Annotated in this window: 19 protein-coding genes and 1 pseudogene; 8 read left to right on the top strand and 12 right to left on the bottom strand. The window is 73.7% G+C overall.

Annotation, left to right across the window (positions count from 1 at the left end):
• Positions 1–130 precede the first annotated feature (130 nt).
• Positions 131–1,648, top strand: coding sequence for a diguanylate cyclase domain-containing protein (locus BKA14_RS45055; RefSeq protein ID WP_184951602.1), 1,518 nt, complete (start codon positions 131–133; stop codon positions 1,646–1,648).
• Between the two features lie 90 nt (positions 1,649–1,738).
• On the top strand, positions 1,739–1,960 hold the full coding sequence (locus BKA14_RS15300) for a DUF2306 domain-containing protein (RefSeq protein ID WP_184951601.1): 222 nt from the start codon (positions 1,739–1,741) through the stop codon (positions 1,958–1,960).
• Here the strand turns inward: BKA14_RS15300 and BKA14_RS15295 are convergent.
• Together BKA14_RS15295 and BKA14_RS15290 are read right to left on the bottom strand one after the other, a co-directional pair.
• Entirely contained in the window at positions 1,893–3,308 is a 1,416-nt protein-coding gene (locus BKA14_RS15295; RefSeq protein WP_184951600.1) for a sensor histidine kinase, read from the bottom strand. The two genes, BKA14_RS15300 and BKA14_RS15295, sit on opposite strands and share 68 nt — an antisense overlap.
• Positions 3,305–3,970: a response regulator transcription factor gene (locus BKA14_RS15290; RefSeq protein ID WP_184951599.1), complete on the bottom strand. Its 666-nt coding sequence runs from the start codon at positions 3,968–3,970 to the stop codon at positions 3,305–3,307. Before BKA14_RS15290 ends, BKA14_RS15295 begins: the two co-directional genes overlap by 4 nt.
• 155 nt (positions 3,971–4,125) lie before the next feature.
• Between BKA14_RS15290 and BKA14_RS15285 the strand changes: the two genes are divergently transcribed.
• Complete coding sequence (locus BKA14_RS15285; protein WP_184951598.1) at positions 4,126–4,623, top strand: hypothetical protein; 498 nt, start codon at positions 4,126–4,128, stop codon at positions 4,621–4,623.
• A 32-nt stretch (positions 4,624–4,655) separates the two neighbouring features.
• On the opposite strand, the gene BKA14_RS45050 is transcribed toward BKA14_RS15285, so the two are convergent.
• Complete coding sequence (locus tag BKA14_RS45050; RefSeq protein ID WP_184951597.1) at positions 4,656–5,441, bottom strand: CAP domain-containing protein; 786 nt, start codon at positions 5,439–5,441, stop codon at positions 4,656–4,658.
• Between the two features lie 127 nt (positions 5,442–5,568).
• Positions 5,569–5,706: a hypothetical protein gene (locus tag BKA14_RS15275; RefSeq protein WP_184951596.1), complete on the bottom strand. Its 138-nt coding sequence runs from the start codon at positions 5,704–5,706 to the stop codon at positions 5,569–5,571.
• Positions 5,707–6,295: 589 nt separating this feature from the next.
• Between BKA14_RS15275 and BKA14_RS15270 the strand changes: the two genes are divergently transcribed.
• Together BKA14_RS15270 and BKA14_RS15265 are read left to right on the top strand one after the other, a co-directional pair.
• Positions 6,296–7,165, top strand: a complete 870-nt coding sequence (locus tag BKA14_RS15270; protein ID WP_184951595.1) for a WD40 repeat domain-containing protein — start codon at positions 6,296–6,298, stop codon at positions 7,163–7,165.
• Positions 7,166–7,240: 75 nt separating this feature from the next.
• On the top strand, positions 7,241–8,365 hold the full coding sequence (locus BKA14_RS15265; RefSeq protein ID WP_239093244.1) for a DNA glycosylase AlkZ-like family protein: 1,125 nt from the start codon (positions 7,241–7,243) through the stop codon (positions 8,363–8,365).
• Positions 8,366–8,372: 7 nt separating this feature from the next.
• Here the strand turns inward: BKA14_RS15265 and BKA14_RS15260 are convergent, their stop codons facing one another.
• The 5 genes from BKA14_RS15260 to BKA14_RS15240 form a co-directional block, all read right to left on the bottom strand.
• On the bottom strand, positions 8,373–9,986 hold the full coding sequence (locus BKA14_RS15260; RefSeq protein WP_184951594.1) for an RICIN domain-containing protein: 1,614 nt from the start codon (positions 9,984–9,986) through the stop codon (positions 8,373–8,375).
• Positions 9,983–10,621, bottom strand: a complete 639-nt coding sequence (locus BKA14_RS15255) for a prepilin-type N-terminal cleavage/methylation domain-containing protein (RefSeq protein WP_184951593.1) — start codon at positions 10,619–10,621, stop codon at positions 9,983–9,985. Before BKA14_RS15255 ends, BKA14_RS15260 begins: the two co-directional genes overlap by 4 nt.
• The gene (locus tag BKA14_RS15250) at positions 10,618–11,247 is read right to left on the bottom strand and encodes a type II secretion system protein (protein WP_184951592.1); all 630 of its coding nucleotides are present in this window, start codon (positions 11,245–11,247) and stop codon (positions 10,618–10,620) included. The genes BKA14_RS15255 and BKA14_RS15250 overlap by 4 nt, the downstream gene beginning before the upstream one ends.
• A gap of 66 nt (positions 11,248–11,313) precedes the next feature.
• Entirely contained in the window at positions 11,314–12,033 is a 720-nt protein-coding gene (locus BKA14_RS15245) for a hypothetical protein (RefSeq protein ID WP_184951591.1), read from the bottom strand.
• Positions 12,034–12,057: 24 nt separating this feature from the next.
• Complete coding sequence (locus BKA14_RS15240; RefSeq protein ID WP_184951590.1) at positions 12,058–12,462, bottom strand: hypothetical protein; 405 nt, start codon at positions 12,460–12,462, stop codon at positions 12,058–12,060.
• Positions 12,463–12,628: 166 nt separating this feature from the next.
• Between BKA14_RS15240 and BKA14_RS15235 the strand changes: the two are divergent.
• The 3 genes and pseudogenes from BKA14_RS15235 to BKA14_RS15225 form a co-directional block, all read left to right on the top strand.
• A pseudogene (locus tag BKA14_RS15235) lies at positions 12,629–19,261 on the top strand (beta-ketoacyl synthase N-terminal-like domain-containing protein); the annotation flags it as partial.
• A 31-nt stretch (positions 19,262–19,292) separates the two neighbouring features.
• A complete protein-coding gene (locus BKA14_RS15230; RefSeq protein ID WP_239093245.1) occupies positions 19,293–19,844 on the top strand; it encodes an RNA polymerase sigma factor in 552 nt (183 codons plus the stop codon).
• Positions 19,841–20,887: a hypothetical protein gene (locus tag BKA14_RS15225; protein ID WP_184951587.1), complete on the top strand. Its 1,047-nt coding sequence runs from the start codon at positions 19,841–19,843 to the stop codon at positions 20,885–20,887. Before BKA14_RS15230 ends, BKA14_RS15225 begins: the two co-directional genes overlap by 4 nt.
• On the opposite strand, the gene BKA14_RS15220 is transcribed toward BKA14_RS15225, so the two are convergent.
• From BKA14_RS15220 to BKA14_RS15210, 3 genes are all read right to left on the bottom strand, one after another.
• Positions 20,860–21,738 (bottom strand): TIGR03620 family F420-dependent LLM class oxidoreductase, encoded by an 879-nt coding sequence (locus BKA14_RS15220; protein ID WP_184951586.1) that lies wholly within the window; start codon positions 21,736–21,738, stop codon positions 20,860–20,862. The genes BKA14_RS15225 and BKA14_RS15220 overlap by 28 nt on opposite strands.
• 196 nt (positions 21,739–21,934) lie before the next feature.
• Positions 21,935–23,905: an alpha-1,4-glucan--maltose-1-phosphate maltosyltransferase gene (locus BKA14_RS15215; RefSeq protein WP_184951585.1), complete on the bottom strand. Its 1,971-nt coding sequence runs from the start codon at positions 23,903–23,905 to the stop codon at positions 21,935–21,937.
• Positions 23,892–24,146 carry a three-helix bundle dimerization domain-containing protein gene (locus BKA14_RS15210; protein ID WP_184951584.1) on the bottom strand — a complete coding sequence of 85 codons (255 nt, stop codon included), beginning with the start codon at positions 24,144–24,146 and terminating at the stop codon, positions 23,892–23,894. The genes BKA14_RS15215 and BKA14_RS15210 overlap by 14 nt, the downstream gene beginning before the upstream one ends.
• Positions 24,147–24,309 lie beyond the last annotated feature (163 nt).

The following is a 24,309-nucleotide window of genomic DNA, read 5'->3' as shown; positions in this document are numbered from 1 at the left end:
GGACAGCTACGGCCCGGGATGCCGGGTCGTGCCGCAGCACCGGTTCGCGGTCCGCGTCGCCGGCCGCTGCCGGGGCCGGGCCTGACGGGGATCCGCTCAGCAAAGACCGGACGGGTCCGATGGGAAGGACGTGGCCGACTGGGTCAGCCGGCTGGTGCCGGACATCCGGCTGCCGGACGGTGTCTTCGCCGCCCGGCACCGGGCTCTGCGCGCCCTGCTGATCATGACGCTGCCGGTGATCGTGGCCATGGCCGCGTTCCAGGAGCGCATCGCCGATCTGCTGCAGCAGCCGCACGCCGGGCACGGGGGCGGTCTCGCCGTCGTGTGGGGGATGGTCGGCGCGACCGCGGCCTGCGCCGCCGCGGCCACCGGGGTCAAGTCGCCGCGCGCGGGCTCGCTCGTGGTGTCGCTGGGGCTGCTACTAGGTTCGGCCGCGCTGGTGCACGCCGGCGCCGGGCTCACCGACCTGCACTTCTCGTTCTTCGTGGTGCTCGGTCTGATCAGCCTCTATCAGGAGTGGCTGACGCTGGTGCTCTCCGTGGCGCTGGTCGCGGTGCACCATGTGGTGGTCGGCATCCTCGTGCCCGAGGTGGTGTTCTCCGACCCCCGGGCCTGGGCCCACCCGGTCTGGTTCGGCCTGCTGCACGCCGGGTTCGTGCTGGCGATGTGCGCCGTGCAGCTCGCCTACTGGCGGTTCATCCACCGGGCCCAGCTCGAGATGGACGAGGTGCAGAAGGCCGCGGCCGAGCAACTGCGCCGTCGCGAGGAACGCTACCGGGCGCTGGTGCAGGACTCGGCCGACGTGATCAATGTGGTGAACGCGGACGGCGTGATCGACTCGGTCAGCCCGGCCGCGCTGGCGGTGCTGGGCTACCGGCCCGAGGATCTGGTCGGCACCGACTACTACCGGCTCATCCACCCCGACGACGTGACCGCGTTGCGGACCCGGGAGGCCGGCGCGACCGAGCAGCGTACGGAGGTGCGCACCCGGCACGCCGACGGCACCTGGCACTGGCACGACGTGACCGTCCGCGACCTGACGGCCAACCCCGCCGTCGGCGGCCTGGTGATCAGCCACCGTGACGTGACCGAGCGCCGCGAGTTCCAGGAGCTGCTGCAGCACGAGGCCGCCCACGACGTGCTGACCGGGCTGCTCAACCGGGGCGCGTTCCTCAAGGCGCTGGACCGCGCGCTGGCCGACCTGCCCGCCGGTGGCCGCCTGGCGGTGCTCTACATCGACCTCAACGACTTCAAGCCGGTCAACGACACGTACGGCCACGAAGCGGGCGACCAGATGCTGATCGCGGCGGCCAACGCCTTGCAGCGCTCCGTGCTGGGCGCGGACACCGTCGGCCGGCTCGGCGGCGACGAGTTCGCGGTCGTCCTGGTCGACATCAGCCTGCCCGACAACGCGATCGCGGTGGCCACCCGCATCCTGCACGCGCTGGCCGAGCCGGTCACCGTCGGCGGCGCCACCCTGTGCTGCACCGCCAGCATCGGCATCGCGGTCAGCGGCGGCGGCCGGGCCGGCACCGACGAGCTGCTCCAGCAGGCCGACACCGCCATGTACGCGGCCAAACGGGCCAAGGCCACCGGCCCCGGCTGGTCCCTGCACGGCGACGACGTCTCACCCCTCACCGTGCCGTGAGCTGACCGTCATCGTGCCCTGACCTCGCACAGGTGATCGCCGGCCGCCGAGACCGGTCTCGCCGCCACCTACGCCGACCGGCCGGGCGTCGTGCGGGCCCCCGCCCTGCGCCTGTGGCTGGGTGTGCTGATCGGCGTGCAGCTGCTGACCGGACGCGACGCCGGCGGCGAGCAGATGTACGTCGACGCTTACGCCGCCGTGCCGTTCCTGTGCTGGCTGCCCAACCTCGTCGTGGCCGAGTTCCTCATCCGCCGGCGGAATCTTCCCAGCCCGCGGTTCGCGGCCCCGGCGGCCGGTCCGCGCCGGGCCTGATCGACGGCAGGTCCAGGCGGAACGTCGCGCCGGGGCCGCCGTCGACGTAGGTCAGGTCGCCGCTGTGGGTCTGGGCCAGGCCGCGGGCGATGGGCAGGCCCAGGCCGGCGCCGCCGGTGTGCCGGGAACGGGAGGCGTCGCCGCGGCCGAACCGCTCGAAGATCAGGGCTCGTTCGCCCGGCGCGACACCCGGGCCGGTGTCGGCGACCTCGAGGTGGACGCGTGACCCGCTGCGGCGCACCAGCACCGCGATCCGCCCGCCGGACGGGGTGGCGTAACGGGCGTTGTCCAGCAGGTTGGTGACGATCTGACCGAGCCGTACGGGGTCGCCCTGCACGGACAGGCCGGGCTCGCCGGTGACCTCGATGTGCAGGCCGGGCGAGAGCGAGCGGGCCCGCTCGGCCTCGGACCCGGCCAGCGCGAGCAGGTCGACCCGTTCGAGCATCAGCGGCAGGCCCTGCCCCAGCCGGGCCATGGTGAGCAGGTCGTCCACCAGGCGGGCGGCCCGGCGCGACTCGCGGACCATGGCCACGGCGACCCGTTCCCGCTCGTCGCGGTCCGGGTTCTCGCGCAGCAGCAGCTCGGCGTTGGCCTGCAGGCCGGCCAGCGGGGTGCGCAGCTCGTGCGAGGCGTCGCTGAGGAACGAGCGCATCCGCACCTCGCCCGTCTCCAGCTCGTCCAGCATGGCGTCGAAGGCGGCCGCCGTGCGGCCCAGCTCCGTGTCCGACCGGGGTGCGCCGAGCCGCTGCCCCCGGTCGCCCGCGGCGATCTGCCGGGCCACCGCGGTCATGTCCTCGAGCGGGCGCAACGCCGTACGGGAGATCCGGGCCGCGGCCAGACCGGCCAGCACCAGGGCCAAGGCGCCCCCGGCGACCTCGAACGCGATCAGCCGGTTGACCGCCTCGGTGATCTGGGTGGTGTCCAGGCTCAGCGTCAGCACCTGATCGCCGGGCAGCGTCGAACGCACGAAGATCACGCTGCCCGCCGTCTCCACGGGCACGGTGGCGGTGCGCGTCGTCTCCGGGCGTCCGGGGCGTGGACCCCGCGGTCGTCCCGCCCCGGGCGGCGGTGCGTCGGAGGCGGCGGTGGCGCAGGTCGCGCCGTCGGCGGTGCACAGCCGGACGACCACGCCGTCGCCCCGCAACCGGTCGGCCAGCCGCTGCATGCTCAGCGTGCCCTGCAGCTGCTGGGCCAGGGCCATCCGATCGGTGAGCCGGGTGCGGGCGTCGGCGTGCAGCCGGGCCGACAGGGCCACGTCGACCGCGGTGAACAACCCGGCCAGGACCACCGTCAGCAGCGCGAGCACGCCCAGGGTGACGCGGCCCCGCAGCGAGGCCGGCCGCCTCACGGCCGCACCACGTAGCCCAGGCCGCGTTCGGTGTGGATCAGGCGCGGCCCGTGCTGTTCGAGCTTGCGGCGCAGGGCGCTGACGTGCACCTCGACCAGGTTGGGGTCGTATTCGTCGTAGCCCCAGACCTGAGTCAGCAGCTGCGTCTTGGACAGGATCCGGCCGCGGTGCCCGATCAGGTAGGCCAGCAGTTTGAACTCGGTGCCGGTCAGCGTCAGCGGGGCCCCGGCCCGGACGGCGACCTGGGCCCCCTCGTCCACGACGAGATCGCCGACCTGCACGGTCGACGGCACCCGGCCCAGCCGGCGCAGGATCGCCGTGACCCGGGCCAGCACCTCGACGGTGGCGAACGGCTTGACGACGTAGTCGTCGGCGCCCGCGGCGAACCCGGTGAGCCGGTCGCCGACGGTGTCGCGGGCGGTCACCATCAGCACGGCGCAGTCGCTGCGGCCGCCCAGCGCGCGGGCCAGCTCGAAACCGTCCCGGCCGCCGGGCAGATGCACGTCGAGCAGGGCCAGGTCGGGCCGGAAGGAGTCGACCACCGCCTCGAAACCGGTGCCGTCGGCGCAGGCCCGGACCTCGTGCCCGGCCGCCCGCAACGCCGTCGTCAACGGCTCCCGGATGGCTTCCTCGTCCTCCACCACCAGCACCCGCGCGACCATCGGGCCAGTCTGGCCGGTCCGGCTATGGGTGGGCCGTCACGAAGCTGAAGAGCGGCTGAAGAAGCCGCCCGCTTCAGGTCGTCTTCAGGCCCGCCGGTCAGCGTGGTGACAGGCGCCCCGGCCGTGGCGGCGCCCCGAACAAGGAGACGCTGACGTTGAAGCTTTCCCTTCCGCAGTCCGCGCTGAGCCGGATCACGATCGCCGTGGTGGCCGGCGGCGGGCTGGCCCTCGGCGTCGCCGGGCTGGCCCACGCCGATCCCGCGCCGAACCCGTCCGCCTCGTCGCCGTCCGAGGCCCCGGCTCCCCGCGCGCACAAACCGCACCTGAGCGGCACGGTCACGTCGATCGAGAACGGCCGCGTCCTGATCGTCGACCGCGACGGCTTCACCCGCCAGATCAACATCGCCACCGTCCCGTCCGGCGTCGAAGTGGGCGTCCGGGTGCATGCCGAGGGCACGGTGAACGCCGACGGCGTCTCGCTCGACGCCACCTCGGTCGCGCCGGCCCCGGACCGCCCCGAAGGCCGGCGCGGCCCGTGGGGTCCCGGCGGCCGCGGGGAAGGCGGTCCCGGCGGCCACGGTCGTCCCGGACCCGGCGAGTCCGTCCCGGCCCCGTCCGGCAGCTCGGCGCCGGCCCCGGCCCCGACGTCCTGAGCGACCGGGGTCAGCGGGCCGGGACGGCAGTTCTACAGGGGTGAGGCGAAGTTCTGCGTCCAGTAGAGGGTGCCGTCGCCGGACTTGGCCACGCCGACCCCGATGTGCTTGTAGCCGCAGTTGAGGATGTTGGCCTTGTGCCCGGCGCTGTTCATCCAGCCCTCCATGACGGCGTCGGGCGTGCGGTAGCCGGCGGCCACGTTCTCGGCGACGCCGCCCCAGCGGTAGCCCTCGGCGGTCACCCGGTCGCCCATCGAGGCCTCGCCGGGCAGCTGGTGCGACATGTTGTTCTGGTCGGCCTGCCGATCGGAGTGCTTCTGGGCGGCCCGGTGCAGGCGGGACTCGCCGGCCAGGGAGCCGCAGCCGGCCTCCTTGCGTTCCGCGTTGACCAGGCGGATCACCTCGGACACGGTGCCGGAGTCGCCGCCGGACGAGCCGCCGCCCGTGTTGCCGGGCGCGGGCGGCTGCGTGGTCTTCGTCGGCTTCTTGGTGGGCCGCTTGGTCGTCGGCCGCGTGGTGGCGGGCTTGGTCGCCGGCGTGGTGGCGCTGCCGGTCGGGCGGGCCGAGGGGCTGGCCGCCGGGGTGGGGGAGGTGGTGAGGGTGGGGGACGGGCTCACGCTCGACGACGGCACCGGCAGCGATTCCTCGGTGGCCGCGGGCGCGACGTCGCGCGGCGCGGCCGCGGTCAGCTGGGCGTCCTTGTCGTCGGAGGAGGATCGCGCCGCGGCAATCCCGGCGTAGCCGAGACCGATCACTCCGGCGACGGCGGCGGCCGTCAGCACGTAGGGGATCCGGCGGCGGCGGGCGTGGGCAGGCACGGAGAGACTCTCCTCGGCGGATAGGCAGGGCGGGGCAGCCCTGAAGTGGGGACTGTCGATTATCGGCAGCGACGCCCCGGGTCCGGACGGGTTCTAAGGAAGCCTTAAAGATCCACTCAGGTGAACTTCATCGGTCACCGCCCGCGCCGCCCCGGTGCCGTGCGGCGGGGCGCAGCGTCCGGCCCGTGGGCCGCTCCTCCGGGGCGTCGTCGGACGCGCCGAGCGCGGCCCGGCCCTCGGGCGGGAACGTGGTGCCCTCCGGCAACAGGGTGAGCCCGGTGGCGGACCGGCCGGCCGGCGGGGCCCCGGCACGGTCCTCGAGTTGCCGGAGCGTACGCGAAAGCGCGGGCAGAGGGCCCGGAAGGCGGCTGCCGTTTCGCGGATCGCCGGCGAATAAGCATTTCGGGGGCAATCACATCGCCCGCGGGATTGCGGGCGACTCGTCGTTGATCGACGCTTGCACATCGTCGATCGATATAGAAGCATGTCGGTGTGCATCGTTCGAGCCCATTGCCGTGGCGGCGGCTCGCGATCACCCGAGGACTGAAAAGTAAATGCCTGGATGACTTTGTGGCCTGGTCGGAGGCCATGAACGTGCGGCCCGGAGTCACTGTTACCTGAGTTAAGTGTTTCTTTAGCACACCCGTGCGCCGCGGCATTCCGCATTGGCGCGCACTCCCTGGTGTGTCCATCATGCGTTTCCCGAAAAGAGTCATCGCCGTTCACCGGCGGCGATCGGCGCGGCCCGATTCGCCATGGCCGCAGAAGCGACGGGGTGCTTCACGGCCGCCACCGTGAAGCACCCCGTCCTGGCCCGGGAACGTGTCGAGCAAAAGCGGACCAGGGGCAATTCAGTGAGGACTTCTCCGTACCGCGCGATGACGTTCCGCCGCGACGCGCGCCGGCTCACGGTCAGCGCGCCCAACGGCGAACTGACCGTGTGGGACACCGCGGACCCGGCTCGGCCCCGGCGGGCGGGCCGGCTGCGGCTGGGCCGGGGCATCGTGGCCGCGGCGTGGAACCCGGCCGTCGCCGACTTGCTGGCCACGGCGTCGGTCGACGGCACGGGCGCGGTCTGGCGGCTGCGCGACGACCGGCCGCCGGAGGGGTTCGCGAGCTGGGCCGCGCTGCCCGACCGGCCGCAGCACGTGGGCTGGGTGGCCGGCGGCGCCTGGATCTACGTGATGACCGGGGACGGCCGCACGTCGGTGTGGGACGTCGGCAGCGGCGCCTGCGTGGGGCTGGCCGACCTGAGCGGCGGGCGTCCGGTGCTGGCCGCCCACTACCGCGGCGACGAGGTCGTCGTCGTCACCGACAGCGGCTGGGCGCGGGCGTGGCACCCCAAGCGGCGGCCGGGGGAGTGGGTCCGGCTGACCGGCAAGCCCGTGAGCGCCTGCACCTGGTCGAGCACGCTGCTGGTGGTGGCCGGCGTCGACGGTCAGGCCACGTGTTTCGACGCCGAGTTCCGGTCGGTGCAGGCCTTACGCGTCGCTCGCGAGCGGCCCCGCGCGCTGGCCTGCGCGGAGGACGGCCGCCTCGTCGCCTCCTGCGGCGACACCTGGGCGGTGGCGGTCGACCGCGGTGGCACCGTCCGCTGGGAGACCACGCTGCACTCCATGTCCGCGCGTTCGATCGCCGTCGCGGGCGACCTGATCGCCGTGTGCGGGCCCCGGCCCCGCCCGGTCCTGCTGGCCTTGACGACCGGCGTCGCCCTGACCGCGTAGGAGGTCGGCGGCGAAGGCCGCGGTGTCCGGTTCGGGATCCCTGCCCGCGACCGGCGCCTGCGGCAGAATCGCAGCGTGACTTCTGCGACGAAGCTGCCTCTCGACCGTGTGCTGGCGTGGCGGATGCGGCGGCAGTTCCTCGATCGGCCCGAGGGCGCCTCGGCCGAGCGGATCGTCGGGCGGCTGTGCGGCGTACAGGCGCAGGTTGCCGCCTCGGCCGAGCAGGCCGTGGCCGCGCGCCGGCCCGCGGCGGCGGAGGGGGAGGCCGCGCGGGCGCTGGAGCAGCGGAAGCTGATCAAGGTGTGGGCCATGCGGGGCACGCTGCATCTGCTCACTCCGGACGACGCGGCCGCCTGCCTGAGTCTGCTCGCCGCCGCCCGTACGTGGGAGAAGGGGGCCTGGCAGAAGACGTTCGCCACGGTCGCGCAGATGGACGCGATCGCCGAGGCCGTGCGCGAGGTGCTGCACGACGCGGTGCTGACCCGGGAACAGCTGGCCGCGCGGATCCTGGAGCGCACCCGGGACGACTCGCCGGCCGAGCTGCTCGGCTCCGGCTGGGGCGCCGTGCTCAAACCGCTGGCCTGGCAGGGGCTGCTGTGCAACGGCCCCAGCGACGGCACCAGGGTCACCTTCACCAGTCCCGCGACGTGGCTCGACGGCTGGACCGGGCTGCCCGACCCCGAGACCGCGGCGGCCCGGGTGATCCCCGCCTACCTGGGCGCTTACGGGCCGGCCACGATGGACACCTTCGACCAGTGGCTGATCCGCGGCGCGTCCAGGAAGGCGTCGCTGCGCCGCTGGTTCGCCGCGCTCACCGACGCCGGCGAGCTGAGCGAGGTCATCGTCGACGGCCGGCAGGCGTTTGCCCGTACGGCCGACGTGGCCGGCATCGCCGCCGCCGAGCACTTTCCCGGCGTCCGCCTGCTGCCCGCCTTCGACCAGTTCGTGCTCGGGCCCGGCACCCGGAACGAGGAGATCATCGCGGCGCACCGCCGGCCGCTGATCAGCAAGGCCGCCGGCTGGATCTCACCCGTGGTCGTCAGCGGCGGCCGGGTCGCCGGCACGTGGGAGTCCGGGGACGACGGCATCACGGTCACCCTGTTCCCCGAGGCGGGGCCGGTGTCGCACGAGGACCTGACCGCCGAGGCCGGACGCCTGACGAAGACCACCGGTGTGACGGTCCGGACCGCGCCCGGCTGAACCGCGCCTACTTCTCCTGGTAGTCGGAGACGACCGAGCTCAGCAGGCTGGGCGAGGCGTTCCATTTCTGCAGGTTGGAGCCGGTGCAGGCGCCGACGACGAGCTTGCTGATGTGCATGGCGGTGAACTGGTCCCAGTAGTCGGTCGGCGACGGCATCATGCAGTACGGTGCCGCCGCCGACGTGCCGAACGTCGACTCGATCCGGTACGAGGTCTGGCTGATCCCGGTGAACACGGTGCGGGTCCAGAGCTGGTTGGCCGGCACCGCGCTGCTGAGGTTGCAGAGCACGAGCTTGACGTACTGGCCCCACGCCGTGGAGCCGGGGCTGTAGAGGCAGTACGTGGTGACGCCGTCGCTGGCCTTGACGTAGACGCGCCCCTGGGCCGAGGTGCTGCCCACCGCGACCGCCGGCAGGAACCACACCTGGTTCCACTGGATGACCTTGTTCGGGGTCTGCTTGCAGGGGAAGACGACCATGAACGCGTAGGTGACGGTGTTGGCCGTGACGTCGAGGCAGCGGCCGAACTGGTCGTAGTTGACCAGCTGTTTGGTGGCGTCGCCGGCGGCCCCGGTGCCCGCGCTGGCGTCCGGGAAGAACGTCTTGTACTTGGTGTAGTCACCCGACGTGCCGCTGCACGGGGTGCCGTCGGTGCCGTCGCCCTGGGTGCCGGCCACCCGGTTGGGGTTGCCCGCGACGACGTTGTTGATCAGCACCCGCGGCGGCACGGTCGTCCAGTCGACGTTGAAGCACTTGCCGTTGGGGTTGACGCCGTCGGTGGTGCCCTCGAAGTTGTCGCGGTTGTTGAGGCTCCAGATCTGGGTGCGTTTCGTGGCGTCGCAGTCGACGAAGGTCACCGGGGTCAGGTTGACGCTGGCGGCCGACACGCAAGCGCCGTTGGGGAAGTTGGCCGAGCCCTCGCTGCCCTTGATCTGCACCTGCAGCGTGGGGTTGTAGGTGAAGTTCTGCTTGGGGTCGGAGGCGTCGCAGGTCGCCAGCACCAGCGGCGACCCGGCGGTCAGGGGCGTGGCCCCGGTCAGCTCGCGCGGCGCGGTCAGGCACTGGTCGCTGTTGTAGACCTTGATCGTGCCGCCCGGCACGTTGGGCTTGGTCCGGCTCTGGAACAGGTAGGTGGCCACCAGCGTGCGGCGCGCGTCGGCCGACGACCCGGTCGAGACGATCAGCGCGTACATGGGCACGAGCGCGGGCCCGCCCCCGGCCGCGCAGCCCAGCCGGTTCGACTTGGCCCAGGTCTCCGGGTCCGCCCCGGCCGGCGGGGTCAGCGTCAGGTAGTAGATGTTGACCGCGAACGCGGCGGGCACGCCGGGGCTGACGGCGCCGGTCAGCGTGAGGCTCGGGCCGGCGGGCGTGGCCGCGCAGGGCACGGTGGCCAGCGCGGCGTCACCGGTGGCGTTGATCGGCACCGACCGCAGCTGGGCCAGGGTGGTCTCGACCCCGCTCTGGGCGGCGCTGATCGCGGCCGCGCGGCTGGTGTCGTAGCGCGTGGTTCTGAGCTGACCGGCGATGACCGCGCCGAGCAGGGCGACCGCGCCCACCCCGACGATGCTCAGCAGCATGACCAGCGGCAGCGACCCGCGGGAGTCCCGGATCCGGCGGATCATGACCGCGTCGCCGTGTTGTAGCAGGGCTCGGACGCGGGCGCGAGCGGCTGGCCGTTGGAGTCCAGGGCCGTGCTGGCGTACGTGTTGAGCGCGGTGAAGGTGACGGTGCTGGTGCGGCTCGTGGGGCCCTGCCGGGCGGCCAGCCGGATGCCCAGCAGCTGGTGGTTGAGCGCGGTCGTGGGCTGGGTGCGGACGAAGGGCGCCGTACCCGCCACGGTGGTCAGGTTCGAGGCCAGCGGGATCCACGCGCCCGGGCTGACCGGAGTGGCCACCGTCCACGAGCGTGACTGCAGTTGCAGGCTCTGCGGGTCCGTGCCGGTCAGGCGCAGCTGCAGGCACCGTTTGACCAGGGTCGTGCTGCCCGGTTCGGGGGCCATGACGAGATATTCCACGTACGGGGTGGTGCCCTCGGTGTGCGGGGCGGAGATCGAATAGGCGTACCGGATGGTCTTGTCCAATTGCAGCAGGGACACGCTGAGCTGGGACTGGATCGACGCGTCGGCCTCGACGGCGTTCGCCGTGCGATAGACCTGGATGACGGCGGTCGTGAACAGGGTGCCAACCACGGAGACGATGCCGAGCACGACCATCAGCTCGATCAGGCTGTAACCCCCGTCCGGGCGGCGGTCGCTCATCCGACCAGGAAAGGGTCGACGATCGCGGTGCTGAACAGCGCCGCCTCCGCGGTCGAGCAGGTGCCGGCGGTGCATTGGGGGTCCCTCCACGTGACGGCCACGACCAGGCGGACCAGGGGTGCCGCGGTGGTGGCGGCCCCGCAGGTGAGGCCGGCGACGCCGTTGCCGACGGGCGGCTGCCAGCAGGCGCCCAGGTAGTAGTAGCGCCGGAACGGCACGCCGTCGAGCTGGACGACCTCGGGGTCGGCCGGCGTGGACACGACCGAGCCGTCCGGCTGGGGGCCGGCCTGGGGGATCGCCAGAGTGCCGGGCCCGGCCGCGTCCCACCGCGTGATGCTGGTCCCGAGCAGATCGCCGGCCTGGGCCGACACGACGTCGGCGCACGAGGTCAAGCACTGCTGCCGGCCGCCCAGCAGCGCGGAGCCGCGCATGCCGCGGGCCTTCTCCATCCCGTCGACCACGAGCCGGGCCGCGGTGTTGCGCTGGGCTCCGTACCGGGCCACCTTGCGCGCCCCGACCACGAACACGGTCAAGGAGGTCATCACGACCGTGATGATCCCCAGGGTGACGATCAGCTCAATGAGCGTGAAACCGTCTTCCTGGCCGCGTTCCGGCTCCGAATCCACACCTGCAGGATCGACCGGGGGCGGGCTTTCATTAGGGAAGCCGCACCCCGGTCGCCGTCGTCGGGGTCAGCCGCGCCAGGAGCGGATGGCCTTGGTGGCCTCGTCGGTGAAGATGGCGACGAAGTCGTTGTCGCTGCTGCTGCGCTCGTACTCGCCGTCGTAGAGGATCGTGACGACCGAGCCGAACCGCAGCAGCACGATGCGGTTGGTCTGGGTCCCGCCGGTGGGGTCGCCCGGCAGGTCGAGCTGCGGCTGCGTCAGGTCGACGGTGAGCGCCTCGTCGGCGGCGCCGGGGAGCGGCTTGGCCCGCACCTTGACGGTGTTCTCGGCGGTCCTGTACGACGTGCAGCCGGCCAGGCGGTCGCGCGCCCGGTCCATGAAGGCGGCCGCGCTGTCACCGGAGTACGACCGGATGGTCTGGTAGAGGATGCCGTGCGGGACCGAGCCCTCCGGAGCCTCGGGGGCCTGGTAGACGTTCATCATGGCTGCGCTGGCGACCACGCCGTCGCCGGGCGCCAGCTCCCGGTCGCAGAGCTTCGGCACCGCGGTGGCGCCGTCGGCCTGTTGCTGCTCGCGGCGCATGTCGCCGGGCATCTGGAAGAACGCCGACGCGGGAATCGTGCGCGCGGCCGCCGCCGAGGGCGCGCTCCCGGCCGCGGCCACCGCGGGCGGCGGGGTCGACGGCGACGGCGCCGGCGCCGGGCCGTCACCGCCCGAGCTGCAAGCGGCGGCGGTCGCGGCCACCAGCACCAGGGGCAGGGCGCGGCGGAACGATCGGTGTGTCATGGGCACGTCCTCCTGGTTCCCGTTTCAGCGCCAGACCATGTAACGAACGGACTGCGGGCTCGGATCGATGTAGTCGACCTCGTAGAGCACCCGGAACCGTGAGCCGGCGGGCACCCCGGTGGCGACCACGCCGCGCGAACACACCCGTACGGGCTCGGTGTAGGTGGGATCGCGCCCGTCGGCCGACAGCAGGGCCAGCAGGAACGTCTGGCACGTGTCGGACGGCCGGGCGGCGTCGCGCACACCCGAGACCGAGACGGTGGTGCACCGGGATGCGATCGGCGCCGAGGCGACCCGGCCGCCCGCGTAGAAGTCGGTGGTGGGCCGGACCGGGGCACAGCGCGGGGTGCTCGCGGTGGCGGCCGCGGCGGGCGAGAGCACAGCCACGCCCGCCGCGGCGACAGTGATGACGGAGGCAAATGTCTTCATGCCCTCACCGTTCACCCGCGGTCGCCCGGCGTACGCGGTTTCGGGGCTTACTGGCACTTTCCCGGGACTCCCACGGCCGGCACAGTCCAGGTTCGACGGTGTTGACAAGATCGGGCATGGTTGCCGGGTGCTCGAGACGATTCCGGAACTGTTGCGTCGTCACGCTGCTGAGCGGGCGGACCACGCTGCGTACGACGAGGTGACGTTCGGCCGGCTGGAGGAGCGGACCCGGTGGTTCGCGGCGGGCCTGGCCGCCCGCGGGCACCGGCGCGGCGAGCCCGTGCTGATCAGCCTGCCCGCGGGGGCCGACATGGCCGTGGCCGTGCTGGGGACGGTGCGGGCGGCGGGCGTCGGGGTGCCGGTCAACCCGCGGGCGTCGACCGCCGAGCTGGCCGCCCTCACCGCCGACTGCGACCCCTCCGTGGTGGTGGGACCCACCAATGTCTCGGTCGCCGAGCTGGTCGAGGCCGGGCGGGGCGGTGCGGCGCGCGACGACCTCGGCCTCGACGAGGACACGTGGATCCACTACACCTCGGGCAGCACCGGCCGGCCCAAGGGCGTGGTGTCGAGCCAGGGCACGTGGCTGGCCAACACCCGGCGGATGTTCGTCGACCACCTGGGCCTGACCGAGGACGATCACCTGCTGTGGCCGCTGCCGATGTTCCACGCGCTCGGTCACGCGCGCTGCGTGCTCGGGGTGGTGGTGCTCGGGGCGCGGGCGACGATCCTCGACCACCCCACCGAGGGCGAGCTGATCGAGGCCCTGCAGCGGGTACGGCCGACCGTGCTGACCGGCGTCCCGACGACGTATCACGGCCTGCTGGCGGCTCTGGCGGAGCGGACCCTCGACCTCCCGTCGCTGAAGATGTGCGTCACCGGGGGCGCGCCCTGCCCGCCCGCGATGCGCGTCGCGGTGCGCCGGGCCCTGGGGGCGCCGCTGGTCAACAGCTACGGCAGCACCGAGACGTGCGGCGCGATCGCGATGGAGAAGCCGGGGCAGCCGATCGTGGCCGACGGCTCGGTCGGGCACGCGCTGGCCCCGGTGCGGATCAGCGCCGAGGGGGAGGTGCTCGTCGGGGGCGCGGTCATGCGCGGCTATCACGGGCAGCCCGCCCTGGACGGCTGGTACCGCACCGGCGACCTCGGGCGGTTCTCCGGCGATCAGCTCGTGCTGACCGGCCGGGCCGGCGACCTGATCATCCGGGGCGGCGCCAACGTGCACCCGGCCGAGATCGAGAACGTGCTGCGGACCCTGCCCGGGGTGGCCGACGTGGCCGTGGCGGGGCGGCCGCACCACCGGCTGGGCCAGGTCGCCGTGGCCTACGTGGTGCCCGCCGACCGGCGCACCGACCCGGCCGCGCTGCTGCAGGACGTACGGAAAAGGATGTCCGCGGCCAAGGCGCCCGACGAGATCCGGCTGATCGACGAGATTCCCCGGACGGCCTCCGGCAAGGTCATCCGGCACGAGCTGGGGGCGGAGCCCGATGCCGAGCCGGCCGACCCGATCGCGATCGTGGCCATGGCCTGCCGCTACCCGGGTGGCGTGACGTCGCCGGAGGACCTGTGGGCGCTGGTCGACAAGGAGATCGACGCCGTCACGCCGTTCCCGCGCGACCGCGGCTGGGATCCGGACCTCTACGACCCCGACCCGGACGCGGCCGGCCACACGTACGCGAAAGCCGGCGGCTTCCTCGACGACGTGACCGATTTCGATCCCGCGCCGTTCGGCATCGGCCCGGTCGAGGCGCTGGCCATGGACCCGCAGCAGCGGCTGCTGCTCGAAACCGCCTGGGAGCTGTGGGAGCGCGCCGGGATCGACCCGGCCACCGTACGCGGCAGCGACACCGGCACCTACGTGGGCCTGATGTACCGCGACTACGCCGGGCGCGCCGAGGAGCCCGGCGCCGAACTGGAGGGCCACCTCGGGCTGGGCTCGGCCGGCAGCGTGGCCTCGGGGCGGATCGCCTACACGTTCGGGCTCACCGGCCCGGCCGTCACGATCGACACCGCTTGCTCCTCCTCACTGGTCGCGCTGCACCAGGCCGCCCGTTCCCTGCGCGCCGGCGAATGCTCCCTCGCGGTCGCGGGCGGCGTCACGGTGATGTCCACGCCGGGCCCGTTCGTCGCGTTCAGCCGGCTGCGCGGGCTCGCCCCCGACGGCCGGGTCAAGGCGTTCTCGGCCGACGCCGACGGCACGGTCTGGTCCGAGGGGGCCGGGCTGCTGCTGCTCGAACGGCTCTCCGACGCCCAGCGGCACGGCCACCCCGTGCTCGGCCTGCTGCGCGGCTCCGCGGTCGGCTCCGACGGCGCCTCCAACGGGCTGGCCGCCCCGCACGGACCGGCCCAGCAGCGGGTCATCCGGGCCGCGCTGGCCGACGCGGGCCTGCAGCCGTCCCAGGTGGACGCGGTCGAGGCGCACGGCACCGGCACCCTGCTGGGCGACCCCATCGAGGCGCAGGCGCTGCTGGCCACCTACGGCCGGGACCGGCCCGCGGGCCGCCCGCTGTGGCTGGGCACGGTCAAGTCGAACCTTGGCCACACCCAGGCCGCAGCCGGTGTCGCCGGTGTCATCAAGATGGTCGAGGCGATGCGGCACGACCGGCTGCCCCGCACGCTGCACGTCGACCGGCCCAACCCGCACGTCGACTGGACGGCCGGGGACGCGGCGCTGCTGACCCACGCCCGCGCCTGGCCCGCCTCCTCGGCGCCGCGGCGGGCGGGGGTGTCGGCGTTCGGCATCTCGGGGACGAACGCGCACGTCATCCTGGAGGAGGCGCCGGCTTCTCCGGCGCCCGGGGCAGGGGCCGCCGACGGGCCGCTCCTGCTGTCCGCGGCCGACGAGACCACGCTGCGGCGGCAAGCCGAGCGCCTGCTGGAGCACGGGCCGGTTGCCCCCGCCACGCTCGGGGCCAGGGCGGCGCAACGCTTCCGGGCGGCGGGGAGCCGCGACGCGCTGGCCGCCCTTGCCGCCGGCCACGCGCATCCGGAGCTGGTCACCGGTAACGGGCGGCCCGCGGGCAAGGTCGCGTTCGCGTTTCCCGGGCAGGGCGCGCAGCGGCCGGGCGAACTGCCCCACGACGTCTTCCGGGCCGCGTTCGCCGAGGCGATGGACGCGCTCGGCAACCCCGCGCCGGACTTCTCCCGTACGCAGTACGTCCAGCCGTTCTTGTTCGCGTACGGCGTGGCCGCGTACCGGCAGATGGTGTCCTGGGGGGTGCGGCCCGACATGCTGATCGGGCACTCGATCGGCGAACTGGCCGTGGCGCATGTGGCGGGCATCCTGACGCTGGCCGACGCGGCCACCCTCGTGTCGGCCCGGGCCCGGCTGATGGGCGCGCTGCCCGCGGGCGGGGCCATGGTCGCCGTCGACGCGGGCGAGGCCGAGATCCGCCCGCTGCTCACCGACGGGGTGGACCTGGCCGCGATCAACGGGCCCCGCTCCGTCGTCGTCTCCGGTGACACGGCGGCGGTCGAGGCGCTCGCCACCACTCTGCGGGCGGGCGGCCACCGGACCACGGCGTTGCGGGTCAGCCACGCCTTCCATTCCGTACGGATGGAGCCCGTGCTCGCCGAGTTCGAGCGCGTCGCGGCCACCATCGCGTACGGGGAACCGGTGGTGCCGATCCTCTCCACCGTGACCGGCCGCACGGCCACCGGGGACGACCTGCGCTCGGCCCGATACTGGACGCGGCAGATCCGGCAGCCCGTGCGCTTCGGCGACGCCGTGACCGCCCTGCCCGGACTGGTCGTCGAGATGAGCCCGGCGGCGTCGCTGGCCCCGCTGATCCCGCAGGGCGTGCACGTCGCGTCGCAAGCGGGCGCGGCCGCGCTCTGGGCGCACGGCGTGGACGTCGACCGGGCGGCGCTGCTCGGACCGGCGGATGCCCGCACGGCCGCGGCCCTGCCCACCTATCCGTTCCACCGCAGGCGGTTCTGGCTCTCGTCCACCGCCCGCCGCGGGCCGGGCGGCCTGGACAGTGTGGTCGAGGTGCCCGGCCGCGGCGACCACGTGGCCACCGCCCGCCTGTCGCCCGGGACCCACCCGTGGCTGCGCGACCACCGGGTGGGCGGCGAGACGATCGTGCCTGGCACGTACTTCGTCGAGCTGGCCATGACCTTCGGTGAGCGCGTGGGCCTGCCGGTGCTCGACGACCTGACCATCACCCGGCCGCTGCCCGTCACCGACGACGAGGTCACGCTGCGCCTGGTGCTGCGGCCGGGCGGTGAGCTGGAGATCTACGCGGGCGCCGATCAGCACGCCTCGGGGCACTGCTCCCCGCGCGCCGGTTCGGTGCCGCCCGGTTCGGCATCGCCCGGTTCGGCATCGCCCGGTTCGGTGCCGGCCTGGGGCTGGGCCGGGGCGTGGCCACCCGTCGCGGACGCGGTGGATCCGACCGGGCTGTACGACACCGGTGACTACGGGCCGGCCTTCCGGGGCGTGACCGCGGCCTGGCGCGACGGCACCACGGTGTACGCCGAGGTCCGCCTGCCCGCCGCGGCCGGGGGCCGGTCGGGGCTGCACCCGGCGCTGATCGACGCGGCCCTGCACCCGGCCCGCCTGGCCGCCGGGCGGGACACCGATGTCACGCCTCGGGTGCCGTTCGTCTGGTCGGGTGTGCGGCGCTTCGGCCCCGGCGCCACGGCCGCGCGGGTGCGGCTCACGGTGACCGGGCCGGACACGCTGAGCGTGCAGGTGGCCGAGCCCTCGGGACGCCCGCTGCTCGAAGTGGACCGGTTGACCCTGCGGCCGCTGCCCGCGCCGCTCTACCGCCCGGTCTGGCCTCCGGCAGGCGTTGACGAGCCGGCACTCGACGCTGACTTCCCGCCCGCGCGCACCCCGGCCGAGGTCCACGACCAGTTCTGGGCCGCGGCCACCCGGCTGCGGGAGGCCCTGGCCGGCGCGGCGCGGGTCGTGTTCCGGACGAACTCGCCCGTCGTCGCCGGGCTGGCCCGGGTCGCGGCGGCCGAATATCCGGGCCAGATCGCCGGCGACTGGACACCGCGGCTGGTGCGGGCCACCGCCGGCGACGGCCCGGCCACCGGCTTCGGCGACGGGTCGGTGCTGATCACCGGTGGGTCCGGCGCGCTGGCCGGGGTGCTGGCCCGGCACCTGGTCGCCGGCCACGGCGTACGGCATCTGCTCCTGGTCAGCCGGAGCGGCGCGCCGCTGTCGATCGAGGGCGCGACCGTCACCGTACGGGCCGCTGACGTGGCCGACCGGGATGCGCTGGCCCGGGTGCTGGCCGCGGCCGACCCGCCGGTCACCGCCGTCGTGCATACCGCGGGCGTGATCGACGACGGTCCGCTCGCCACGCTGACCCGGGACCGCGCCGACGCCGTGCTGCGGCCCAAGGTGGACGCGGCCTGGCACCTCGACGAGCTGACCGGTGACCTGGCCGCGTTCGTCCTCTGCTCGTCGGCCTCCGGCCTGCTGGGCAACGCGGGTCAGGCCGCCTACGCCGCCGGCAACGCCTTCCTCGACGACCTGGCCCGCCGCCGCCACGCCGCCGGGAAGACCGCGTTGTCGCTGGCCTGGGGTCCGCTCGCGCTCGACGGGGCCATGCCTGTCTCCCGTACGCGGATCCGCCCGATGACGCCGTCCGAGGTGACCGCGGCCTTCGACGCCGCGCTGCGTTCCGGCGAACCCGTGCTGGCGCCGCTGCACCTGCCGTCCCGGGCCCCCGCCCCGGCGCCCGTCGTGGCCCGGCCCGACCTGGGCGCGCTCACCGGCGACGAACTGACCGCCGCCCTCGAAACCCTGGTCCGCGACGAGGTGGCGGCCGAGCTGGGCCAGGCCGACGCGACGACCGTCGACGTGCGGGGCGCGTTCACCGACCAGGGCCTCGACTCGGTGAGCTCGATCCAGTTGCGGACGCGCCTGGTCGCCGCGACCGGGGTGGCCATGCCCGCCACCGTCGTCTTCGACCACCCGACCCCGGCCGCCCTGGCCGCCTGGATCGCGGGGGAACTCGGTAAAGCACCGCTGCCGGCCCCGCCGGCGCCCACGGCGGAACCACAGTACTCACTGCCCGACATGTTCCACGCGATCGCCGGCACCGACCCCCGGCTCGCCGTCAACCTGCTGATCAGCGCCTCCGGCCTGCCGGTGCCCGACCGGACGGCGCCACCCGTCCCGCCGGCCCGGCCCGGCGACACCAGCGGCCCGGCGATCGTCGGCGTCCCGTCGTTCGGCCCGGCCGGGGCGGCCGAGTTCCACGGCCTGACCCGCGCCCTGGGCGGCGCCTCGGTGCTGACCCTGCCCGGCTTCGCGACCCGCGCGCACCTGCCCGCGACCCGCGACGACCTGTTCGACCACCTCACCGCGGCGGCCCGAGCGGCCGCCGGCGACCGTCCGCTCGTGCTGGTCGGCCGGTCCAGCGGCGGGCTGCTGGCCCACGCGGTGGCGGCCCGGCTGGAAGCCGCGGGCACCCCGGCGACCGGGCTGGTGCTCCTGGACACGTACGAGGTGGATCTGGGTCTTGACGCCTCGCGCTGGGTCGCCGCCCTGGTCACCGAGGGCCTGGGCCGCCTGCGCGGCCACCTCGACCAGACCGCGCTGCTGGCGGTCGGCGCCTACCTGCGCCTGATGCACGGCTGGCGCCCCGGCCCGCTGACCACACCCAGCCTGCTGATCGCCGCCGGTACCCCCCGCCCCGGCATGCCCGAGGAACGGTGGCGGGCCACCCGCTCCGGCCCCCACCAGCGCGTCGAGGTCCCCGGCGACCACTTCACCATGCTCGACAGCCACCCCGCCGAGGTCGCCGCAGCCATCCGCACCTTCCTGGACGGCCGTCGGTAACGATCGGGTGGGTGCCGGACATGGGGTGAGGGTGAGCTACGAGGAGCGCTTCCGCCGCGCGTACGAGCGGGACTTCGACTCGCTGCTGGCGTTCGCGTCGCGACGGGTGGAGCAGCCCGCCGACGCCGCCGACGTGGTGGCCGAGACCTTCCTGGTGGCCTGGCGCCGGCGGGCCGAGCTGCCCGTCGACGACGAGACCCGGCTCTGGCTGTACGGGGTGGCGCGCCTGGTCCTGGCCAACCATCACCGGGCCGGGCTGCGCCGGGAACGGCTGGGGGCCCGGCTGCGGCGGCGGTTGTCGCTGACCACCAAGGACCCGGGCGCCGAGGTGGCCGAGCGGCTGGCCGTGCACGCGGCGCTGGCCCGGCTCAACGACCTCGACCGGGAGGTGCTGACGCTGACCGTGTGGGAGGAGCTGAAGCCGCGTGAGGCGGCGGTCGTGCTCGGGATCAGCGCGGCCGCGGTCCGCACCCGGCTGTCCCGGGCCCGCGCCCGGGTCCGCGAATTCCTCGGTGACGATCCGGGCCACGGTGGACATGTGCTCGACGTCCTGACCGCAATCACCCCGGAGGAGGGCCGATGACCGAGGACGAGATCGACGAGGTGATCCGCGCGGCCGACCCGTATCGCCGGTTCGACGTGGGCGCGGAGAAGCACGCTCTCCTGGAGGAGATCATGGGCGACAAGCCACGTCTTTCCCTGGTCCGCCGGCTCGCGCCGGCCCTGGCCGCCGCCGCGGCCGTCACCGGCCTGCTGGCCGTCACGATCGTGCTGCGCGGCGACCCGGCCGCCCCGCCCGCGCCCGAGGCGGCCCCGGCCGCCTCCCTGCCCGCCACCGCCGGCACCGGCGTCACGTTCTCGCCGGTGGCCCTGGCCGCGGCCGAGAAGAACCCGCGTCTGCTGATCGACGAGCCCGGCTGGACCGCGGAGCACGTCCACGGGTTCGCCGAGGAGTCCGGCGAGGTCGCCTTCGTCCAGGGCGACCGCGACCTGCAGATGACCTGGTATCCGGCCGACCAGTACGACAGCTACCACGTCGACCGCGAGCACGTCAGCCGGCCGGAGGCCACGACGGTCGCCGGGCGCGACGCCGACATCTTCACCTACAGCGCGAACGACTTCGCGGCGATGCTCGAGCCGGCCGACGGCACGTTCGTCGAGATGCGCACCGGCGGGGCGTGGACCAGGTCCACGTTCGACCGGATGCTGACCCGGGTGAAGCAGGCCGACGTGCAGACCTGGCTGGCCGCGCTGCCGGCGAGCATCGTCACCCCCGAGCGGGAGAACGAGGCGCTCGCCAAGGTGCTGGCCGACATCCCGCTGCCGCCCGGCTTCGACAAGTCGGTGCTGACCGGGCTCGGCGTCAACGACCCCTACCAGTTCGGGGCCCAGGTCACCGGCCCGGTCGCCTGCGGCTGGCTCGCCGAGCACGCCCGGGCGAAGCAGGCCGGTGACAGCGCCGCCCTGGCCCGGGCCACCCAGGCCCTGCGCGGCACCCGCAACTGGAAGGTCCTCAAGGAGATGCAGGCGCCGGGCGACTGGTCCGAGGTGCTCTGGGAGTACGCGGACCAGGCCGTCGCGGGCCAGGAGCCGCGCGGCTACAAGGAAGGTCTGGGCTGCAAGTAGCCCGCCAGGGCCCGGAAGGCGTCGGCGGGGAAGGCGGTGTTGTCGCCGCCGTTGAGCACCTGAACGGCCACCTCGTCGGCGCCGGCCCGGTAGTGCTCCTCCAGGCCGGCCGCGACCTGCTCGGCCGTGCCCCACGGGATGACGGCGTCGATCAGGCGGTCACTGCCCGCGCCGGCCAGGTCGGCGTCGGTCCAGCCGAGCCGCCGCAGGTTGTTGGTGTAGTTCGGCAGTGTGAGATATCCGGCGGTGTACTGCCGGGCGATCGCCCGCGCGCGGCCGGGGTCGGGCTCGACGACCACGGCCACCTCGGGGGCGAGCAGCCGGTCGGGCCCGATCGCCGCGCGGGCCTCGGCCGTGTGCTCGGCCGTGGTGAAATACGGGTGGGCGCCGGCCGAGCGGTTGCGGGACAGCTCGAGCATGCGCGGGCCGAGCGCGGCCAGGACGCGGCGCTCCGGGGCCAGGCCGGCCGCGTCGAGGGCGTCGAGGTATTCGACCATCTTCGAGTACGGCTTGCGGTAGCGGGCGCCGTCCCCGTCGACCAGCACGGCGTGGCTGGTGCCGAGCCCCAGCAGGAACCGGCCGGGGTGGGCCTTCTCCGCGTCCTCGGTCAGCGCCGCGACCTCGGCCGGCTCGGTGTGCCAGATGGAGGCGATCCCGGTGGCGACGCCGATGCTCCGGGTGCCGTCCAGCAGCTCGCGGAAGCGGGCCGGGATCCGCTCGTCGAAGCCCGCGGAGAACCAGATCCGTGAGTAACCGAGCTCCTCCAGTTCGACGGCGGCGTCCACCGCGGCCTGCCGGCTGCCGGCGCCGAGGAAGAACGGTTGCCACACGCTGACGAGTCTCTGTGTCATACCCGAACAGTACGACTTTTCCTCGGCCCCGCCGCGGAGCGAACGGCACCCGCAGGGTGCGGGCCCTGCTCGACGGCCTCGGCCAGCAGGCCGTCCTGTTTCCGCAACGGTTCCCACCCGCTGTGCCGCGCGCGATTTGGCGCACCCACCTGGACTCGCCGGCCGGCCCGCCGGCACAAAGAGGTACGGGACGTTCCTAGGCGCGAACCTGGATGATGTGGACCGGTTCGACGTCCGGGCCGAGACGCACGAAGGCGTGTTGTGACCAGGTCCAGTGCTCGCCGGTGATCAGATCGTGGGCGATGAAGCTGTCGTCCCAGCTGAGCCCCAGGTCGGGCATGGTCAGGTGGACCCAGCTGTCGCGGCTGAGCTCCGGTTCCAGGTTGGCCACGACCACGATGACGTCGTCGCGTCCGGAGAGCCGGCGGGCCTTGGAGAACACCAGGATGTGATCGTTGTCGGCGACATGGAACCGCAGGTTGCGCAGGCGGTGCAGGGCCGGGTGGGCGCGGCGGATCTCGTTCAGCCGGCTCAGGTACGGCGCCAGGGTCGAGCCGTCCGCATGCTCGGCCCAGCGCCGGTCCTTGTACTCGTACTTCTCGTTGTCGATCTGCTCCTCGGCTCCGGGCCGGGCGACTCGTTCCATCAGCTCGTAGCCGGCGTAGATGCCGTAGCTGGGGGACAGGGTCGCGGCCAGCGCCGCCCGCATTTTCCACGTCGCGGGCCCGCCACGCTGCATGAACGGCGTCAGGATGTCGTGCGTGGTGGGCCAGAAGTTGGGCCGCATGTACGCGGCGGCCGGGCCGGACAGTTCGCTCAGATACTGCTGGAGCTCGTCGCGGCCGTGGCGCCAGGCGTAGTAGGTGTACGACTGCTGGAAGCCGACCCGGGCCAGGGCATGCATCATCGGCGGCCGGGTGAACGCCTCGGCCAGCCAGACAGTCTCCGGCCGGTCCGCGGCCACGTCGGCGATCAGCCGCTCCCATACCCACAACGGCTTGGTGTGCGGGTTGTCGACGCGGAAGATCGTGACACCGTGCGCCAGCCAGAGCCGGACGACGCGCAGGATCTCGGCGTACAGGCCCTCGGGGTCGTTGTCGAAATTGAGCGGATAGATGTCCTGATACTTCTTGGGCGGGTTCTCGGCGTACGCGATCGAACCGTCGGCCCGCGTCGTGAACCACTCCGGATGCTCCGCGACCCACGGATGATCGGGTGCGCAGTTGAGCGCAAGGTCGAGCGCCACCTCCAGGCCCAGCTCGCGTGCGCGGGCGATAAAGGCGTCGAAGTCGTCGAAGGTGCCGAGGTCGGGATGAACGGTGTCGTGGCCGCCGTCGGAGGAGCCGATGGCGTACGGGGAACCGGGGTCGGACGGCTCGGCGAGCAGCGCGTTGTTGCGACCTTTGCGGTTGACCCGGCCGATGGGGTGGATCGGGGTCAGGTAGACCACGTCGAAACCCATGCCGGCCACGGCCTCCAGGCGCTCGGCGGCGGTCCGTAACGTGCCGCTCACCCAGCGGCCGCTCCCTGCGTCGACGTGGGCGCCCTCGGAGCGCGGGAACATCTCGTACCACGCGCCGTAGAGCGCCCGTTCCCGCTCGACCAGCCACGGATGCTCGCGGGACGCGGTGACGTGCTCGCGTAACGGGTGGGTTTCGAGGTCGGCCGACGTCCCGGCCGCGAGGCGGGCCTCCGGAACGAGCCGGCGGTCGCGCAGGGCCGCGATCGCGTCGGTGAGCTCCTTCGTCCCCGACTCGGCCGCCGCCCGTTCGAGCACGCGGGCGCCCTCCTCGAGCATCAGTTCGACGTCGACGCCCGCGCCTACTTTGATCACCGCGTCGTGGTGCCAGGTCCCGTACGGGTCCGACCAGCCTTCCACCCGATACGACCACAGCCCGGGCCGGTCGGCGCTCACCGTGGCCGACCACGTGTCGAGACCGGCGTTGACCCGGCGCATCCGTACGGCATGCTCCTGCCCGCGAGGGTCGGTGAGCACGACAGTGGCGCCGACCGCCTCGTGCCCTTCACGGAACACCGTCGCGGTGACCTCGAACTCCTCGCCGACGACCGACTTGGCAGGCCGGTCGCCGTGCTCGACCACCGGCTCGACGCCGGCCACCGCGATCCGCCCGATCGCCGCGGGCCGGCGGTGCTCAGCCGTTGTCATCGCTGCGGACGTGCACCGTCTCACCTTGCTCGCGCAGGTCCTCGGTGACCTGTTTCTCGGTCATGGCGACCAGGTGCGTGTCGACGGTGGCCGCCTCCTCCAGCTGGTCGTAGGTCTGGTGCACGCGGTCGGCGAGCTCGTCGGGGTCGACGTCGGGGAAGCGCTGGGTCAGCGCCTCGGTCTGGTGCCGGAGCGCGATCTCCGGGTCGGTCAGACCACCTTGGCCGGCGGGTTCGGTCATGACACACCTCCCATGTCGTGTCCTCCGAACGTGCCCCGCCCGCGCGTCGCGTACTCGGCCGTTCGCCCAAAGTTCACCCGCCCCCACGGGAGCGGCCGGGTAGGGCAAGATCCTCGGAGCGGGTGGGGAGTGGGAACTGCGACACGGGGCGCGGCTCCTCGCC

The sequence above is a fragment of the Paractinoplanes abujensis genome (assembly GCF_014204895.1).
GTDB lineage: Bacteria > Actinomycetota > Actinomycetes > Mycobacteriales > Micromonosporaceae > Actinoplanes > Actinoplanes abujensis.
The sequence above is the reverse complement of the archived record's forward strand: the minus strand, read 5'-3'. Positions and strand labels throughout refer to the sequence as shown.

Bases quoted from the DNA above. Each gene is read 5' to 3' on its own strand.
- BKA14_RS15220 (WP_184951586.1), bottom strand. From the start codon at position 21,738: ATGACACAGAGACTCGTCAGCGTGTGGCAACCGTTCTTCCTCGGCGCC.
- BKA14_RS15210 (WP_184951584.1), bottom strand. From the start codon at position 24,146: ATGACCGAACCCGCCGGCCAAGGTGGTCTGACCGACCCGGAGATCGCG.
- BKA14_RS15245 (WP_184951591.1), bottom strand. From the start codon at position 12,033: ATGACACACCGATCGTTCCGCCGCGCCCTGCCCCTGGTGCTGGTGGCC.
- BKA14_RS15260 (WP_184951594.1), bottom strand. From the start codon at position 9,986: ATGATCCGCCGGATCCGGGACTCCCGCGGGTCGCTGCCGCTGGTCATG.
- BKA14_RS15290 (WP_184951599.1), bottom strand. From the start codon at position 3,970: ATGGTCGCGCGGGTGCTGGTGGTGGAGGACGAGGAAGCCATCCGGGAG.
- BKA14_RS15255 (WP_184951593.1), bottom strand. From the start codon at position 10,621: ATGAGCGACCGCCGCCCGGACGGGGGTTACAGCCTGATCGAGCTGATG.
- BKA14_RS15215 (WP_184951585.1), bottom strand. From the start codon at position 23,905: ATGACAACGGCTGAGCACCGCCGGCCCGCGGCGATCGGGCGGATCGCG.
- BKA14_RS15240 (WP_184951590.1), bottom strand. From the start codon at position 12,462: ATGAAGACATTTGCCTCCGTCATCACTGTCGCCGCGGCGGGCGTGGCT.
- BKA14_RS15225 (WP_184951587.1), top strand. From the start codon at position 19,841: ATGACCGAGGACGAGATCGACGAGGTGATCCGCGCGGCCGACCCGTAT.